The organism is Rhizobium leguminosarum, assembly GCF_004123835.1.
In the GTDB taxonomy this organism is placed as follows: domain Bacteria; phylum Pseudomonadota; class Alphaproteobacteria; order Rhizobiales; family Rhizobiaceae; genus Rhizobium; species Rhizobium leguminosarum_M.
The window spans coordinates 630993-648258 of the sequence record NZ_MZMU01000012.1 but is presented as its reverse complement, the minus strand read 5'-3'; the positions used below and the strand labels follow the sequence as shown (position 1 = coordinate 648258).

General features: G+C 60.0%; 11 protein-coding genes and 1 pseudogene. 10 read left to right on the top strand and 2 right to left on the bottom strand.

Annotation, left to right across the window (positions count from 1 at the left end):
- Window positions 1–193 precede the first annotated feature (193 nt).
- On the top strand, window positions 194–3187 hold the full coding sequence (uvrB, locus tag B5P46_RS19985) for an excinuclease ABC subunit UvrB (RefSeq protein WP_129420226.1): 2994 nt from the start codon (window positions 194–196) through the stop codon (window positions 3185–3187).
- A 502-nt stretch (window positions 3188–3689) separates the two neighbouring features.
- On the opposite strand, the gene B5P46_RS19980 is transcribed toward uvrB, so the two are convergent.
- On the bottom strand, window positions 3690–4127 hold the full coding sequence (locus B5P46_RS19980; protein WP_129420225.1) for a hypothetical protein: 438 nt from the start codon (window positions 4125–4127) through the stop codon (window positions 3690–3692).
- Between the two features lie 433 nt (window positions 4128–4560).
- On the opposite strand from B5P46_RS19980, the pseudogene B5P46_RS34970 reads away from it, so the two are divergent.
- From B5P46_RS34970 to dusA, 8 genes and pseudogenes are all read left to right on the top strand, one after another.
- Window positions 4561–4678: pseudogene (locus tag B5P46_RS34970) on the top strand (GNAT family N-acetyltransferase); the annotation flags it as partial.
- A 310-nt stretch (window positions 4679–4988) separates the two neighbouring features.
- Entirely contained in the window at window positions 4989–5840 is an 852-nt protein-coding gene (locus tag B5P46_RS19970; RefSeq protein ID WP_129420224.1) for a hypothetical protein, read from the top strand.
- Window positions 5841–5899: 59 nt separating this feature from the next.
- The gene (locus tag B5P46_RS19965; protein WP_129420223.1) at window positions 5900–6286 is read left to right on the top strand and encodes a GNAT family N-acetyltransferase; all 387 of its coding nucleotides are present in this window, start codon (window positions 5900–5902) and stop codon (window positions 6284–6286) included.
- 338 nt (window positions 6287–6624) lie between these two features.
- Window positions 6625–9396: a cadherin domain-containing protein gene (locus tag B5P46_RS19960; RefSeq protein WP_129420222.1), complete on the top strand. Its 2772-nt coding sequence runs from the start codon at window positions 6625–6627 to the stop codon at window positions 9394–9396.
- 169 nt (window positions 9397–9565) lie between these two features.
- Window positions 9566–11764, top strand: a complete 2199-nt coding sequence (locus B5P46_RS19955; RefSeq protein WP_129420221.1) for a cadherin domain-containing protein — start codon at window positions 9566–9568, stop codon at window positions 11762–11764.
- Between the two features lie 411 nt (window positions 11765–12175).
- Window positions 12176–12643, top strand: a complete 468-nt coding sequence (locus B5P46_RS19950) for a DUF3828 domain-containing protein (protein ID WP_129420220.1) — start codon at window positions 12176–12178, stop codon at window positions 12641–12643.
- 763 nt (window positions 12644–13406) lie between these two features.
- Entirely contained in the window at window positions 13407–13619 is a 213-nt protein-coding gene (locus tag B5P46_RS19945) for a cold-shock protein (protein ID WP_003540801.1), read from the top strand.
- A gap of 185 nt (window positions 13620–13804) precedes the next feature.
- Window positions 13805–14806, top strand: coding sequence for a tRNA dihydrouridine(20/20a) synthase DusA (gene dusA, locus B5P46_RS19940; protein ID WP_129420219.1), 1002 nt, complete (start codon window positions 13805–13807; stop codon window positions 14804–14806).
- Window positions 14807–14844: 38 nt separating this feature from the next.
- On the opposite strand, the gene B5P46_RS19935 is transcribed toward dusA, so the two are convergent.
- Entirely contained in the window at window positions 14845–15801 is a 957-nt protein-coding gene (locus tag B5P46_RS19935) for a S1C family serine protease (protein ID WP_129420218.1), read from the bottom strand.
- Window positions 15802–16400: 599 nt separating this feature from the next.
- On the opposite strand from B5P46_RS19935, the gene B5P46_RS19930 reads away from it, so the two are divergent.
- The gene (locus tag B5P46_RS19930; RefSeq protein WP_129420217.1) at window positions 16401–17237 is read left to right on the top strand and encodes an alpha/beta fold hydrolase; all 837 of its coding nucleotides are present in this window, start codon (window positions 16401–16403) and stop codon (window positions 17235–17237) included.
- Window positions 17238–17266 lie beyond the last annotated feature (29 nt).

The window sequence follows — 17266 nt, the reverse complement described above, 5'->3', positions numbered from 1 at the left end:
TTCTCCCCGCTGGGGAGAAGAGGGAGCAAGCCGCGACCTCCGTTATCCCATAGATTGCGTTTCTCACAGCTTCCTAGTTTGGCGCGCTGCCCGCCCGTGCCCAAAACTATTCACACTTTCGAACACACAGTTCGTTTCCCTTTTGTACTCTTTCCCTCTTCACTTTCGCGCTGACTCTCTCCATATTCGCGCCATGGCCAAATCTCCGAAGAAATCCCCCGCCCCGAATGGCTTCGAGGAAGCCCCTCAATCGTCTTTTGAGGGAGCCCCCCTCTCAGGCTCGGTTGCCGATTGGGTGAAGCAGCTGGAGGCCGATGCCGAGGCCTCGGGCGTCGAGACCCAGCGCCAGATCGCCTCCAAGGCCGGCAAACATCGCAAGAAGGTGGAAATCGCCGCCAGGACGAAAACCAGCGACGGCGGCATCAGCGCGTCGAAATCGGCGCGCGGCACCTCGATGGGCGGCTCGACCGACCCGAAGACGCGCGCGGCCGCCGGCCTCAATCCTGTGTCGGGCATGGATACGACGCTGGAGGAAGCCTCGTCGCTGCAGGCTGGCACCGCCGTCACCGCCACGGTCGAAGCGCTGTCGGCGCTGATCGAGAGCGGCAATCCGCTGCACAAGAACGGCAAGATCTGGACGCCGCACCGCCCTGCCCGGCCCGACAAATCCGAAGGCGGCATCGCCATCCGCATGCAGTCGGATTACGAGCCGGCCGGCGACCAGCCCACAGCCATCCGCGACCTCGTCGAAGGCCTGGAGAATGGCGACCGCAGCCAGGTGTTGCTTGGCGTGACCGGCTCCGGCAAGACCTTCACCATGGCCAAGGTGATCGAGGCGACGCAGCGCCCGGCCGTCATCCTGGCGCCGAACAAGACGCTGGCCGCCCAGCTCTATTCCGAATTCAAGAATTTCTTCCCCGACAATGCGGTGGAATATTTCGTTTCCTACTACGATTATTATCAACCGGAAGCCTATGTGCCGCGCTCCGACACCTATATCGAGAAGGAAAGCTCGATCAACGAGCAGATCGACCGCATGCGCCACTCCGCGACGCGCTCGCTGCTCGAACGTGACGACTGCATCATCGTCGCTTCGGTCTCCTGCATCTACGGTATCGGCTCGGTCGAGACCTATACGGCGATGACCTTCCAGATGTCGGTCGGCGACCGGCTCGACCAGCGCCAGCTGCTGGCCGACCTCGTCGCCCAGCAATATAAGCGCCGCGACATGGATTTCACCCGCGGCTCGTTCCGGGTGCGCGGCGACACGATCGAGCTCTTCCCCGCCCACTTGGAAGATGCCGCCTGGCGCATCTCGATGTTCGGCGACGAGATCGACGCCATCACCGAGTTCGACCCGCTCACCGGCCAGAAGGTCGGCGACCTCAAATCGGTGAAGATCTATGCTAATTCGCACTATGTCACCCCGCGCCCGACGCTGAACGGCGCCATCAAGTCGATCAAGGAAGAGCTCAGGCTTCGCCTCGCCGAACTGGAGAAGGCCGGCCGCCTGCTGGAGGCCCAGCGCCTGGAGCAGCGCACCCGCTACGATATCGAAATGCTCGAAGCGACCGGCTCCTGCCAAGGCATCGAGAACTATTCGCGTTATCTCACCGGCCGCGACCCCGGCGATCCGCCGCCGACGCTGTTCGAATATATCCCCGACAACGCCCTCGTCTTCATCGACGAAAGCCATGTCACCGTGCCGCAGATCGGCGGCATGTACCGGGGCGACTTCCGGCGCAAGGCGACGTTGGCCGAATACGGCTTCCGCCTGCCCTCCTGCATGGACAACCGGCCGTTGCGCTTCGAGGAATGGGACGCCATGCGCCCCGACACCATCGCCGTTTCGGCCACCCCGGGCGGCTGGGAGATGGAACAATCAGGCGGCGTCTTCGCCGAACAGGTGATCCGCCCAACCGGCCTGATCGACCCGCCGGTCGAGGTCCGCTCGGCCCGCACCCAGGTCGACGACGTGCTCGGCGAGATCCGCGAAACCGCTGCCAAGGGCTACCGAACCCTCTGCACCGTGCTGACCAAGCGCATGGCCGAGGACCTGACCGAATATCTGCATGAGCAGGGCGTGCGCGTCCGCTACATGCACTCCGACATCGACACGCTGGAGCGCATCGAGATCCTCCGCGATCTCCGCCTCGGCGCCTTCGACGTGCTCGTCGGCATCAACCTTTTGCGCGAAGGCCTCGACATTCCCGAATGCGGCTTCGTCGCCATTCTCGACGCCGACAAGGAAGGTTTTCTGCGCTCCGAGACCTCGCTGATCCAGACGATCGGCCGCGCCGCGCGCAACGTCGACGGCAAGGTCATCCTCTATGCCGACCAGGTCACCGGCTCGATGAAGCGGGCGATGGAGGAAACCGGCCGCCGCCGCGAAAAGCAGATGATCTATAACCAGGAACACGGCATCACTCCGGAATCGGTCAAGGCCAGGATCTCCGACATCCTCGACTCCGTCTACGAACGCGACCACGTCCGTGCCGATATATCCGGCGTCTCGGGCAAAGGCTTCGCCGATGGCGGCAACCTCGTCGGCAACAATCTGCAAACCCATCTCAACGCGCTCGAAAAAAGCATGCGCGACGCCGCCGCCGACCTCGACTTCGAAAAAGCCGCCCGCCTCCGCGACGAAATCAAGCGCCTCAAGGCCGCCGAGCTTGCCGTCATGGACGATCCGATGGCCAGAGAAGAGTCAAAGGCAATGGAAGGCGTCAGACGGAACGCCAAAGCGACCCGCGAGTCCCTTCTCCCCGCCGGGGAGAAGGTGCCCAGCAGGGCGGATGAGGGGGCTACACCCTCCTACTTCTCCAGGCCCAGCCTCGACGACATGGGCCCAGGCACCGACACCACCACCCCTCTCTTCCGCAAACCCGCCCTCGACGAGATGGGCCGCGACATCGCCGACCCCGCCAAGAAAAGCCTGTTCCGCAAAAACGACCTCGACGAAATGACCGTCGGCCGAACGGAGAAGCCGGTCATTGGGGCGCTGCCGGAAAAGCCGGATGCCGCCAAGGGCACCAAGCGGTTTTCACCGCTAATGGAGGGACAGCCGGAACGCGATGACGTGCGGCCGGTCGTGCGGGGGAAGACGGGTGTTGGGAGCTATGAGGACCCGGGCGAGCAAAAGCGCAAGGGACGGACGAAGGGGAAGACTGGGCGGCCGGGGCAGTGAGATTCAAATGCTGCCGCAGCAGCCGACCAGTGCATAAGCGACTGTCTGCGGCTTCTGGCACCTATTTTTGCTTTGGCTTTTCCATGGCGCCTTCTGCCTCTGCGAGACGTTCGAGCAGAAAGGTGTCCGGCCCGACTTTAAATCGCGCGGGATTCTCTGGACTGCGCTTTTCAAGCGGTATTTCATATATCGTGAAATGCTCATGGATTGGTCGAGTTAGTACGCATTGCGCAACAATCTCCTCCCCAAATTCCAGCAAGCGAGTTAACGCTAGCTCTAAGTCGGGCAGAATCAACGAAGACTGCCCATGCTGTCCGTTGACGTCTCGTCTCCAGCACGGCGAAGCAATAGTCGGCCCGACAACACGGTAATTTTGAAGTATGAGGGAGCCGGAGTGGCCCCCAGGATGCTCCATGGCATTTCGACGTTTAACTAGCTCTGCAATCCATGTCGCATCGGCCCGAAACATCTGCGTAAGGCGATGCCCCGAACCATAATTGCATTATGCCCATGCTTCGGCTTTGCTAGCCAGACCTTTCTTGTCCCAGAAAATAGACGAATCTTCATTTAGATTTTCTCGATAAATTTTGTTGATCGGTGCAACGATATCTCGAAGATACTGCTTAGCTACCATCAGAAAATTTTCGACCTCGTCCTGTAAGTTTATCAGGTAAGGGATGGCCATCGCACCATTCCCAAAGATATTCCTTATTCCCGCAATTGCAGCTCGATCATTTTCTTTTAATTTTTCTAGGCAGTCATGACAGCGCAACAATTTTTTATGCAATTCAAATATCAGAGATGAGGCATCATCTCTTTCTACATCACTAATATCCACCCATTTCAGCAATTCTATACTCTGAAGCCCAAGTCGAGCAACGATAGGATTCGACGTCCCATGGTTAGATATACTTTGCATAGTGAATATGGGTTTTCGCATTTTTTCGATCCCGCCACAGGAAAAGCCTCGGCCGCTCAAGTGTACCACTCACGTCCCGCCAGATCGAAGCTCAACCTCATCCCAGCCAACTAGCAGCATCCATGGAACAATATTTTGGCAAAGCTTACGCGATAAGCTTGTTTGGATTCGCTCCAGACCGCCAGTTCCAATACAAACCTTACCCACTTAGCACAGTGACATGCACAGCAATGGGGCGTGCGTTGGGCTAAGTCAGCGCCCACCAAGCAATAAAGCCGGTGCCGGCAGCCCCGGCCGTCCTCATTCCGTCGATGATGCGATGCCGGAGCGTTCCACTGGGCGGGGCGCCGGCGGGCGCGGTGAGCGGGATTGGAACACCACCCTTGCAGGCGGATAGAAGGGGTGCTGCGTAAGCGTAAGCGCATTTTCGCCTGAATCCCAAAGAGATGTGCCCATGCCAGACCTCCGCATCGACCCCTTCCCCGCCGCCGCCGAACTCAACACCCTCTGGTCCGCCGCTTGGGACGCCCGCCCCGCGCGACTTCACCCGCGTCCTGTCCCGTAGCCTCGCCCGGTAGAAGACCGCCGCCCTCTTCCGACCGATGCGCAGCATCCGTCATTGATCGGCAACAGCTTTGCCCTAGCTTCTGCTGGCGGCCGGCCGCTGCGGCGGCTTCGGGGGACATGCATGAACGAACGCTTGAAACGCGCCGCGTGATTCCGGTTCGCCGCAACGCGCTTCGGCCGGCGGCCGGACGGTTGCCGCCTCTTTCGCCGGCGCCGGTGCCCAGCATGCGGATCATCAGTCTTTCAGCCTGCCTCGCCTTGATCCTCACGCCGGCGGCAGCTTATGCGGACACGACACATCAGGGAAACGCCGACATGTTCAAGACCCTTCTCTCGAAAATAGGCCTCCGCTCCGAAGCGCAGCCCATCTCTACCACGCCGCCCGAAACGCTGGCGCAGCTGCGCGACGCCGTTGCCGCGCGCCTGCGCAGCGAGCCCGAGGTCGAAGAGGTTACGACCGATCCCGCAGACCCCGCCGTTCTCCGGGTGCGATTTGCCAATGGCGGAAGCGAAGCCATAACGGGGACGGTCGATATCACCAATATCTACGGCAGGCTTTATACGCTCCGCAACGATCTGGACCGCGAGGCCGCCATCGAAAACCTCGTGCAGAGCGTTCTCGTCACGGTCCGCAGGCCGGAGCTCGACCTGCAGCATGTTTTCGCCAATATCCGCTTCCGGCAGCCTGGGAATGAGCAGGATGCGGCTACGTCCCTGGCGGAGGAACTTGCCGGCGACGTGGCGATCGTCTTGCAGCTGGACACGCCGCAGAGCCTGATCGGGCTCTCGCGCGCCGATCTCGGCGAACGCTCCGTCGCCGAAATCCGCCAGGCCGCACAGGGGAATATTCTGCGGGAAATGACGAAGCTCCAGGAAGAACGGGTCAACGATCACACGATCGCCTACCGGATCGACGACAACCCGCCGCTGACGCCGGCCATCGTGCTGACGGATGAATTCTGGGCGATGGTGGACAAGAATTTCCCGGATGGCGCCTTCCTGATCCTGCGCCAGCGCGACGAAGTCGCCGTAATCGACCGAAAAGTGCCATCCGCGCTGATCACGGCCCGGCAGCTGATCGACATGGCGAAACACCGCGGCGTCGACTTTCTCTCCGACAGGATTTTCGAGCGGCGCGACGGCCGGCTCGTCACTGTGACGGAATGAGCCTGCAACGTCGCCCGCCCTGGAAGACCTCCATGCCCACTGAAGGAAGGGAACCGCCCATGCTGGACCTGCGCATCGACCCCTTCCCGCCCGCCGCCGAACTGAACGCCCTCTTTTCCGCCGCCTGGGGCAGCCCGCACAACCGCGATTTTACCGCCATCCTGTCCCGCAGCCTCGCCCATATCGGCGCCTATCAGGACGGCCGGCTCGCCGGCTTCGTCAATGTCGCCTGGGATGGCGGCATCCATGCCTTCATCCTCGATACATCGGTGCATCCCGACATGCAGCGGCAGGGAATCGCCACGCAGCTGGTCAGGGAAGCGACGCGGGTTGCGAGGGACCGGGGCGCAGAGTGGTTGCATGTCGATTTCGAACCGCACCTGACCGGCCTCTACCGCGCCTGCGGCTTCAGACCCACGGAAGCAGGCCTCATCAAGCTGGCGTAAAGCCGGCGGCCGCGCTCGAAGCACTCCAAAACAATGACGGTCAACGGCAATGTTGAAGCAGACCGGCTCAAAGCCAGTTTTCCCACAGCTATTCCGGGAATTTAATATAATTTAAAAGACTAAAATATCACCAAGAGTTCTCTAATTCCAATTCGTAACCTGGTGTTTAAGCTTACTTTTCCGTTAAGAAAGCAATAAAAAAACACAATTACCCATTGAAAAATTAGTTGCGGATTGGCATAGATCCCCAAAGGGTTGTCGTCCGTTGAACCAGTAAGAACAGTTCTTCTAAGATTCCTCGTTTTACAGAATACAACGCATCTTTTGGAAAGTTTAATATGGCCCTCAATATTCTGGACACGAACGGCGCCACAGTTACCAAGACCGGCGCTGAGTTCGAAGCGTACGATGTTATTCGCAACTCCGAAGCCAATCCTCTCGCCGCCGTCACCCTCGCCGTTTCAGGTTCCGGCGTGGCAGATCTGGCCGACGAGCTGGGCTCCGTCTCTGCACACGTGATGGGCTCTTACTACGGCAGTGTGATCACGACGGGCGCGGGCAACGATACCATCTCAGGCAACGACGGCAATGACACGCTGAACGGCGGCGCCGGCGACGATGTGATCAGTGGTGGTAGCGGCAACGACAAATTGATCGGCGGTGGCGGTAACGATACAATTTTTGACGGTGGCATCCCCTGGCCGGGAACGGGCGAGCAGCAGCAACTCACCGACATCGACGCCGGTGACGGCGACGATTCCATAGTCGTGGAGAGATACAATCCACTGATTTCAGGAACAGTCGATGGCGGCGCCGGAATCGATACGCTGCAAACCTCGTCACTTGACGGTCTGACGATCAAGAACATCGAGGTCCTTCAAACCTGGCCAGACACGGTTAGGGGTTCGAGCGCGCAGTTCGAAAGCTTTGATAAGATCCTCGGGTCGACAGATCCGTTCCTCAACTCCTTCGCCTCTTTGGAGGTGACGGACAGCGCCCACCTCGATCTTTCCGACGAGCTGGCGGACCGCCGAGCTCATATCTGGGACTGGAACAATCCCTCCGGCGTTGACGTCAAGACCGGCGGCGGCGACGATGTACTCGAGGGCAGCGACGTCAATGACATTTTCGACGGGAGCGGCGGCAATGACTACTTCGCCGGCATGGACGGCAATGACAAATTGACCGGCGGCGCCGGCGACGACGAGATCGATGGCGGCGGCGGCACCGACACAGCTGTTTTCGCCGGCAATTTTGCCGACTATTCCCTTTCCCTGGAAAATTTCAACAGCATCGTGACGAGCGCGCTGGAAGGCACGGATACGCTGAAAGACGTCGAGTTCGCGCGCTTTGCCGATGGTGTCTACGATTTCGCCACCGGAACTTTCACCGTCGATAGTACCGAGCCGGGTATTCCTTTGAATATACTGGAGACGAACGGCGCCGTGATCACCAAGACCGGCGCGGAGTTCGAAGCTTACGACGTCATTCGCCACTCCGAGCTCAATCCCCTCGTCGCGGCCACCCTGGTCATCTCGGATTCCGGAACGGTAGACCTTTCCGACGAACTGGGCTCGGGCTCCGCCAATGTGAGGGGTTCGAGTGGCGACGATACAATTACGACGGGCGCAGGCAACGACACCATCTCCGGCGGTGACGGCGCAGACACGCTGAACGGCGGCGCCGGAAACGATCATCTCCATGGCGGTTCTGGCAATGACAAGCTGAATGGCAGCGCCGGCAATGACCAGATCTTCGGAGACGGCGGGAATGATGTCATCAGAGGCGGCGCCGGCAACGATACGATCACCGACGGTGATGTTGGCAACTTCTCTCCGGATCTCGGACTCGTGCCGGAAGTCTTGAACATCGACGCCGGCGATGGCAGCGATGTCGTTATTGTGCAGCCATTCGCTCCGTTGATTTCCGGAACAATCAATGGCGGTGACGGATTTGATACGCTGCAAGCACCCGATCTGAGAGGCCTGACGATCGAGAACATCGAAGTCCTCGACACTGCAAGATTTCAGGTTGCCGGTTCGAGCGTGCAGTTCGAAAGCTTTAATAGCATTGTCGGGTCGATCAATCCGTTCGACGTTGTTTCTCGCCCCTCACTGGCAATCACGGACAGCGCCCACCTCGATCTTTCCGATGAGCTGGGAGACCACGGAGCTTTTATCACCGGCTATGGCTCCAGCATTGACGTCAAGGCCGGCGGGGGCGACGACGAGTTTACGGGCACCGACGGCAACGACATTTTCGAGGGCGGCGGCGGCTACGACATCATCGATGGCGGCGCCGGCACCGACACGGCGGTCTTCTCCGCTAAGTTCGCCGACTATATACTCGGCTACCGCTACGACAACGAATCCCACATCGTGAGCAGCCTGGGCGGGCAGGACGCTGAGGATATCCTGACCGACGTCGAATTCGCCCGTTTTGCCGACGGCGTCTATGAATTCGCCACGGGAACCTTCACGAGCACCAATAACGCGCCGACCAACATCCAGCTCTCGAAAACCGCTCTCTCCGAGGACACCCCGATCTGGACCACGGTCGGCCTGCTCAGTGCCCGCGACGCCGATGGCGATGCCGTCACCTATACGCTGCTCGACGGCGGCGACGATCACTTCCGGATCAACGGCAACCGCATCGTCACCTCCAAGGCTTTGGATTACGAGACGGCGAAGTCGCACACGATCAAGGTCGCCGTTTCCGACGGCAAGGTCACGGTCGAAAAGGAAATCACGATCAACGTCCTCGACGTCAACGAAGCACCCGTCAACAAGGCGCCGACCAATCTCGCCTTCTCGCGCAACTCGATCTCCGAGAATATCGCGATCGGCACCTCGGTCGGCCTTCTCTCGGCACGCGATCCGGAAGGCGGCACGGTTAAATGGCGGCTGACGGATGATGCGGACGGCATCTTCAAACTCGTCGGCAACAAGATCCAGACAAAGGCTGCGATCGACTACGAAAGCACCCACAGCCTGACCTTCACCGCCGAAGCCTATGACGCGGCCGGAAACGTCACCAGCCACGATTTTACTCTGGCTGTGAAGGACGTCTTCGAGCCGTCGTTTGCGCTGGCGCATGAGGTATTGATCTAGCCGCAACACCGCCATTACGAAGCAGACCTACCTCCCGCAATGGCTCGGAAAAATTAGGCGCGCCGGCAGAAATCGTCGGCGCGCCCGCTTAAACGAGCATAACCGGGAACGGAAGAAAAGACACCATCCGTTCTGGCAGAGCGCAATGCATCTTCTGGAAAGTTAAAATATGGCTTTGAATATTCTGAACACGAACGGCAGCAACGTTGCAAGGACCGGCGCTGAGTTCGAAGCGTACGACGTAATTCGCTACTCTGCCACTAGTCCCCTTGCAAGAGTCACTTTGTCAGTCTCCGACTCCAGCACGGCAGACCTTGTTGACGAGTTGGGTTCGGTCTCGGCAGACGTGTCCGGCTCGGATAGTGCCAATGCGATCACAACAGGCGGCGGCAATGACACCATTTTCGGTCGTGCCGGCGCAGACACTCTGAGTGGTGGAGCCGGAGACGATTTGATCGACGGTGGCGATGGAAATGACGCCCTTTTTGGTGGCGAGGGTAGCGACCAGCTCTTTGGCCGCCTTGGAGACGATACCATCCGTGGCGGCGCGGGCGACGACACGATAGAGGATGGTTTTTATTATTCTGTTAACCCTGAGGTGTTCGACGTTGATGCGGGCGTTGGGAATGACACCGTGATTTTATCAAACAGTATCCACCCAAGTGTGTCTGGAACTATTGACGGCGGCGACGGTGCCGACACGTTGCGAGCCAGCTTTCTGACGGGTCTGACAATCAAGAATTTCGAGGTTCTCGAGTCTGGGGAACTCGGAGTTACCGGATCGGCCGCACAATTTGACAACATCGACAAGATTGTTGCCCAGAGCGACTCTGACATCGTCTTGAGGCTGTCGAGCAGCGCGCATGCCGACCTTTCGGGCAAATTAGGTACTAGTGGAGTCCAGATCTATGCGGCGGTTACCAGTATCAATGTGACGACGGATGCGGGCAATGACCGATTAGAGGGAACCGACGGCAGTGATGTTTTCGATGCCCGCGCCGGTGATGACGTTCTCAATGGCTATGGTGGAGATGACGCGCTGAGCGGCGGTGAAGGTAACGATCAGATCAACGGCGGCTTCGGGAAGGATGTCATCAAGGGTGGAGCAGGCGACGATTCTATCTTCGATGGTGAGACTTTCGGCGTTTACCCAGAAGTCTTAGACATAGATGCGGGCGAGGGTAACGACGCCATAATCGTGCAGACAGCCAATGGCGTGCTATCCGGAGCGATCGATGGCGGTACCGGGATTGATATTCTGCGTGCCCCTACGCTAACGGGTCTTACGGTCAAGAACGTTGAAATCTTTGAAACGTATGGCTACGTGATCGCCGGTTCCTCCGCACAGTTCGAAAGCTTCGACAAGATCGTCTTCGCGAACAATTCGACCGATAACTATCCCGTCTTATTGTCATTAACGGACAGCGCCCACCTCGATCTTTCCGACGAGCTGGGGGATCTCGGCGCTGTTGTTGGCGGCGATGTCTCTGGCATTGACGTCAAAACAGGCGGCGGAGACGACGAGTTTACGAGCACCCGCGGCGATGATATTTTCGACGGTGGCGCGGGCCTCGACATGGCCGTTTTCTCCGGCGATTTCGCCAGCTATTCCTTCGCGATCGACAATGGCAGCCATGTCCTGACCAGCGCCCTGGAAGGCAAGGATACGTTGATCGACGTCGAATCTGCCCGTTTTGCCGATGGCGTCTATGATTTCGCTACGGAAACCTTCACGCCCGCCAATAAAGCGCCGACCAATATTCAGCTTTCGAAAACTGCGGTCTCCGAAGACACGCCGATCTGGACCACGGTCGGCCTGCTAAGCGCGCGCGACGCCGACGGCGACGCCCTCACCTACACGCTGCTCGACGCCGCCGACGATCATTTCCGGATAAACGGCAATCGCATCGTCACCTCGAAGGCCTTGGACTACGAGACGACGACGTCGCACACGATTAGGGTCGCCGTTTCCGATGGCAAGGTCACCGTCCAGAAGGACATCACGATCAACGTGCTCGACGTCAACGAGGCCCCGCTCAACCAGGCGCCGACCAATCTCGCCTTCTCGCGCAGTTCGGTCTCCGAGAATATCGCGATCGGCACCTCGGTCGGCCTTCTCTCGGCGCGCGATCCGGAAGGCGGCACGGTAAAATGGCGGCTGACGGATGATGCTGACGGCATCTTCAAACTCGTCGGCAACAAGATCCAGACCAAGGCGGCGATCGACTACGAAAGCACCCATAGCCTGACCTTCACCGCCGAAGCCTATGACGCTGCCGGAAACGTCACCAGCTACGATTTCACGCTCGCCGTGAAGGACGTTTTCGAGTCGTCGGTTTCGAGCCTGTCGCATGAGGCATTGATCTAGCCGCGACTGGATTGCCCGCAACTAAGAGTTGCGTCGTGATCGGCTAAAACACAAAGGTGGGGCTTGCGACCAATGCAAGCACCAATGAAAGTTGTTTGGGGTTCTGATCGTCTATGGATACGTTGCGGAGGGATAGGTCGGTTCACCTCTCCTCCACGGCGCATCCGCGCCGTGAATGACTCTGAGGCAAGATAGAAACTCTCCTGCGCCCAGGGACCTGGGCGCACTGGATTCCTGTTACAGGCACAGGAATGAGGGTGGGTAGGCGGGGTGTACGCGCCCCAACCCCAAGCAAGCGCGCCTTTCATCAGCAGCGATGGCCGCGCCAAACCCTGGTAACCCTCCAAAAATGCCGCTCCACCTCAGCGCCCGATTCCGCTATGATTCACCACTCATCCGAGGAGAGCCCGCATGCGCCTGCCCACATTCATCCTCGCCCTCGCCGTGTCGGCGCTCGCAGCCTTGCCCGCATCGGCAGAGACCTACAAGACACCGAAAGCGCTGCTCAAGGCGCTCTACAGTTACAACATCGACAACAGCGATGCCGAGGCGCCCTCGCCTTATTCGATCTTCTTCTCCGACCATCTGAACGGGCTCCTCCAGGCCGATCTCGACAACACGCCGGAAGGTGATGCCGGCGCCATCGATTTCGATCCTGTCATCGCGGGTCAGGATGGCGTGGCGAGCGACGTCAGGATCGGCCAGCCGATCCTGCTGGATGACAAGGCCGAGGTGGAAGTGGAGTTCGAAAACGGCGAAGAGGTGACACTCTTCTACACCCTGGTGCGTGAACACGGCGGCTGGAAGGTGGAGGACATCGCCAACCAGAAGGGGGATAATCCGTGGAGCCTGAGCGGGTTGCTGGGTGATGGGCAGTAGACGGGAAGCCTTTGCGGTCTTGCCCAGGATGAGGATGGAGCGGACAATAGCACCAGCGGTAGAATAAAAGCCGCAGGCGCAAAGAGAGCCCTCATGGTGAGGAGGCCCAAGGGGCCGTCTCGAACCACGAGGGCGGGCGTGGAAGCTCCTTACCTGCATTCCACAAAGCCCCTATGCAGAATCGAAGGCAATGGCGCCGGTGGCCGCCCCCCGTCCTTCGAGGCTTCGCCCTGCGGGCTACGCACCTCAGGATGAGGGCGGAGCAAAGACGGCGCGAGGAACACTGGAGAGCAGACTCTGCGATCCTCTTCACCATGAGGGCTGATCGATGTGCCCTGCCGCTCCGACCGTCGCTCCTCAAAATCCACTTCCGACTATCGAACTGCCGCTCATCCCGTTTCGGCACGGAATCCCGATATGGCACAGCCGTGCAAGAATCCGTTAACCCATCGTCAAGTAACTGAATCTTCGGCATTTCCCGACATCGATGCGGGCATGGCACAATAATCCCGCTTGCTTTTTGCCCGAAATGCTGGCACGAATTGACTTACTCGGGCATTTGCATGCCGGTGACTGGACTGATGTGGTAATCCCTTCCGTTTGGAAGGCGGCGCGGGACTACCCGCCTACGTAGACGTTCTTTCCCCGTACGTGACTTCTCCGACTGACCCTTCGTCCCAATCGATCGGGGCGAAAGCTAAAGCCGTCCGCTTCCTCTCGGGGGCGCGGATACTACACAGACTAAGGGAAAAGGACGATCCCAATGGCCACCAAGGGCACCGTAAAATTCTTCAACCAGGACAAGGGTTTTGGTTTCATCACGCCGGACGGCGGCGCAAAGGACGTTTTCGTCCATATCTCTGCGCTGCAGGCTTCTGGCATCCAGTCGCTGCGCGAAGGCCAGCAGGTTACCTTCGACACCGAGCCGGACCGCATGGGCAAGGGCCCGAAGGCAGTCAACATCTCGGCTTCGTAAGTCAGATTTCCGCTCACGCGGCATGAACGGCGCTCCGCAAGGGGCGCTGTTTCTGTTTGCGGCGCGGCGACCATTTGTCGATCGCATTGGCAAGTGTTATATGCGCGCTTTATGGATGATCCCGCCCCTGCGGCGGTGCGCCGCTGCATTGCGGCACCCAGAGAACAACAAACAATGGAACGTCGATGACGCAGAAGTGGCCGATTTTTGCTGTCGCACCGATGATCGACTGGACGGATCGGCATTGCCGCTATTTCCACCGGCAGATCAGCCGTGAGGCGCTGCTTTATACCGAGATGGTGGTGGCCGATGCGATCATCCACGGTCCGCGCGACCGGCTGCTCGGTCATGACACCGCCGAGCATCCGCTGGCGCTGCAGCTCGGCGGATCGGACCCGGCAAAGCTTGCGGAGGCGGTGAAGATCGCCGAACCCTACTTCTATGACGAGATCAACCTCAATGTCGGCTGCCCTTCCGACCGGGTGCAGTCCGGCACCTTCGGCGCCTGCCTGATGCTGACGCCGGAGACGGTGGCCGCATGCGTCGCGGCGATGAAGGCAGTCGCGACCGCGCCGGTGACGGTGAAATGCCGGATCGGCGTCGACGAGCAGGAGCCGGAACAGGCGCTGCCCGAGCTTATCAGCCGCGTTCTCGATGCCGGCGCCGACGCGATCTGGATCCATGCGCGCAAGGCCTGGCTGAAGGGCCTGAGCCCCAAGGAGAACCGCGAGATCCCGCCGCTCGACTACGAGATCGTCTATCGGATGAAGCAGCGCTGGCCCGACGTCTTCATCGGCATCAACGGCGGAATCCGCACGCTCGACGAAGCCGCAGCCCACCTCGACCATGTCGACGGCGTCATGCTGGGCCGCGCCGCCTATCAGAATGCCGCGATCCTTGCCGATATCGACCAGCGCTTCTTCGGCGCGCCTGCGGCCGAACCGGACTGGGAGGCCCTGCGTGACCGGATGATGGCCTATGCCGAACGCCACATCGCCAGCGGCGGCCGGCTGCAGCACGTGGCCCGCCACATGGTCGGCCTCTTCACCGGCCTGCCCGGCGCAAGACGCTATCGCCAGATCCTCTCCACCGATGCCGCGAAAAACGGCGCCGGGCCGGAGGTGCTGGCGGCAGCCTTTGCGGCGGTTGATTTTTCGGGGACCGAGCAGGAAGCGGTCAGCGCCTGACGTAAGGTGATGTCTCGTCATGGCGCCGACGTGCGGCGTCAAGACCGGGCCATCGGCAGCAAGATCTTCTTTTCGATCCGGCCCGCCACCGAAAACACCAGAATTTCCGTATCCCTGCCGATCCTGCTGCCATCCATCAATCGGACGATATCGTCGACGCCGCCGACCGGGCTGCCGTCGATGGCGAGGATATAGTCGCCCTCCTGCAGCCCTCCCTTCGCCGCCGGCCCTTCCGGCTCGACGCGCCGGATGCGTACGGAGGTCGTCTGCACCGTGCCTGCCGCAAGTGCCACCCGGCGCGGCAGCACGATCGTATCGCCTGATATGCCGATGAAGGCGCGCCTGACCTGCCCATAGCGGAGAATTTCCGAAACCACGAAATTGGCCGTATTCGACGCCACCGCAAAGGCGATGCTCTGCGCGCCCTGAATGACGGCGGTGTTGACGCCGATAACCTCCCCGCCCGAAGACACCAGTGGCCCGCCCGAGTTGCCGGGATTGAGCGCCGCATCGGTCTGGATGACATCCTCCATCGGCCGGCCGCTGGCAGCCCGCATCGACCGGCCGAGCGCCGAGACGATACCGGCGGTAACAGTCCATTCGAAGCCGAGCGGGTTTCCGATCGCGATTGCGATATGCCCCCTGCGCAGGCGTTGGGAGTCTCCGAGCTTCGCCCAGGCGCCGGTGCTTGTATTGGCGCGAATGAGGGCGATATCGGTATCCACGTCCCGACCGAGTACGCGGCCCTCGGTAACGAAGCCGTCAGGCGTAGTGATGCGGACGACCTTGGCGTCATCGACGACATGGTTGTTGGTGATGATCAGGCCGTCAGGCGAGACGGCGAAGCCAGAACCATGCCCCTGCCGGCCTCCCACCCTCTCGATCCGGTTGACTGCCGGCCCAACGATATCGACTGCTGCAGCGATCGATTGCGAATAGGCATCGATCAGCGCCCCATCATTCTGAAGCGCTATGTCCTTATCCATGTAACCCATGATTTGATCCTCAGGCGGCAGTAACGGCCGTCCCGCCGCCGGCAAAGCGGTCGCGATTGCGACGGTTCGCCATTGTGCTGTTGTGTGAGGATTAGATGGTTGGGCGATGAACCGCGTTCAAGTGAGCGCCGGCAGCGGCATGCATGCGGCGGCAGAACGGGAACACACCTACCCCGGACAGATATATTGAACTACCCGGACGGATATATTGAACGAATAATAAAAAAATGGCTCATTACAGAGGTTCGTCTCGCCTATGACGAACCAGCCTGAGGTGGCCGACAGCCGAGATACCGTGGATTAAAAGAATGTTCGCAGCGCGAAACAGCCAAGCGAGGATCACCCAGGCCCCTCGCGTCATGCGAAATGGGCGGGTGCTACACCCATCTCGCGGAGACATACAAACTTCTGTCATATCAACAGAATAGAAAGAGGCATTCAATAAGCACATCAACACATTCCGAGCCGGTTGATCAAGTGCGACCTTCTTGCCCCCAGCCTCAGGCGCAACGGCGCTCGTGGTCTCGCCAATTCTGCCGGCAACGGCGCAAACTTCTGACCGCATTAATCCAACCAACCCCAACCAACGGAGCCAAAAGATGAGCACGGTTACCACCAAGGACGGCGTCGAAATCTTCTACAAGGATTGGGGGCCGAAGACCGCCCAGCCGATCATGTTCCATCACGGCTGGCCGCTATGCTCCGACGACTGGGATGCCCAGATGCTGTTCTTCCTTGAGAAGGGCTACCGGGTCGTCGCCCATGACCGGCGTGGCCACGGCCGCTCCACCCAGGTGGGTGACGGTCACGACATGGATCACTACGCCGCCGATGCCGCAGCCGTCGTCGAGCATCTCGATCTCAGGAACACCGTCCATGTCGGCCATTCCACCGGCGGCGGCGAAGCGACCCATTATGTCGCCCGCCACGGCCAGCCGCAGGGCCGCGTCGCCAAGCTCGTGATCATCGGCGCCGTGCCGCCCCTCATGGTGAAAACGGATGCCAATCCCGGCGGCCTGCCGATCGAAGTCTTCGACGACCTGCGCAAGCAGCTCGCCGCCAACCGCTCGCAATTCTATCGCGATCTGCCGGCCGGCCCGTTCTACAGCTTCAACCGGCCGGGCGCGAAAGTATCAGAGCCCGTCATCAACAATTGGTGGCGTCAGGGCATGATCGGGGGGGCCAAAGCGCATTACGACGGCATCAAGGCCTTCTCGGAAACCGACTTCACCGAAGACCTGAAGATCATCACCGTGCCGACCTTCGTCATGCACGGCGACGACGACCAGATCGTGCCGATCGCCGACTCCGCCCTGCTCTCGTCCAAGCTCCTGCAGAACGCCACGCTGAAGGTCTACGAGAAATTCCCGCACGGCATGTGCACCACCCACGCAGACATCATAAACCCCGACATCCTCGCCTTCATCAAAGGCTGATCCGTGATATTGCGGGGGCGCCGATCAGG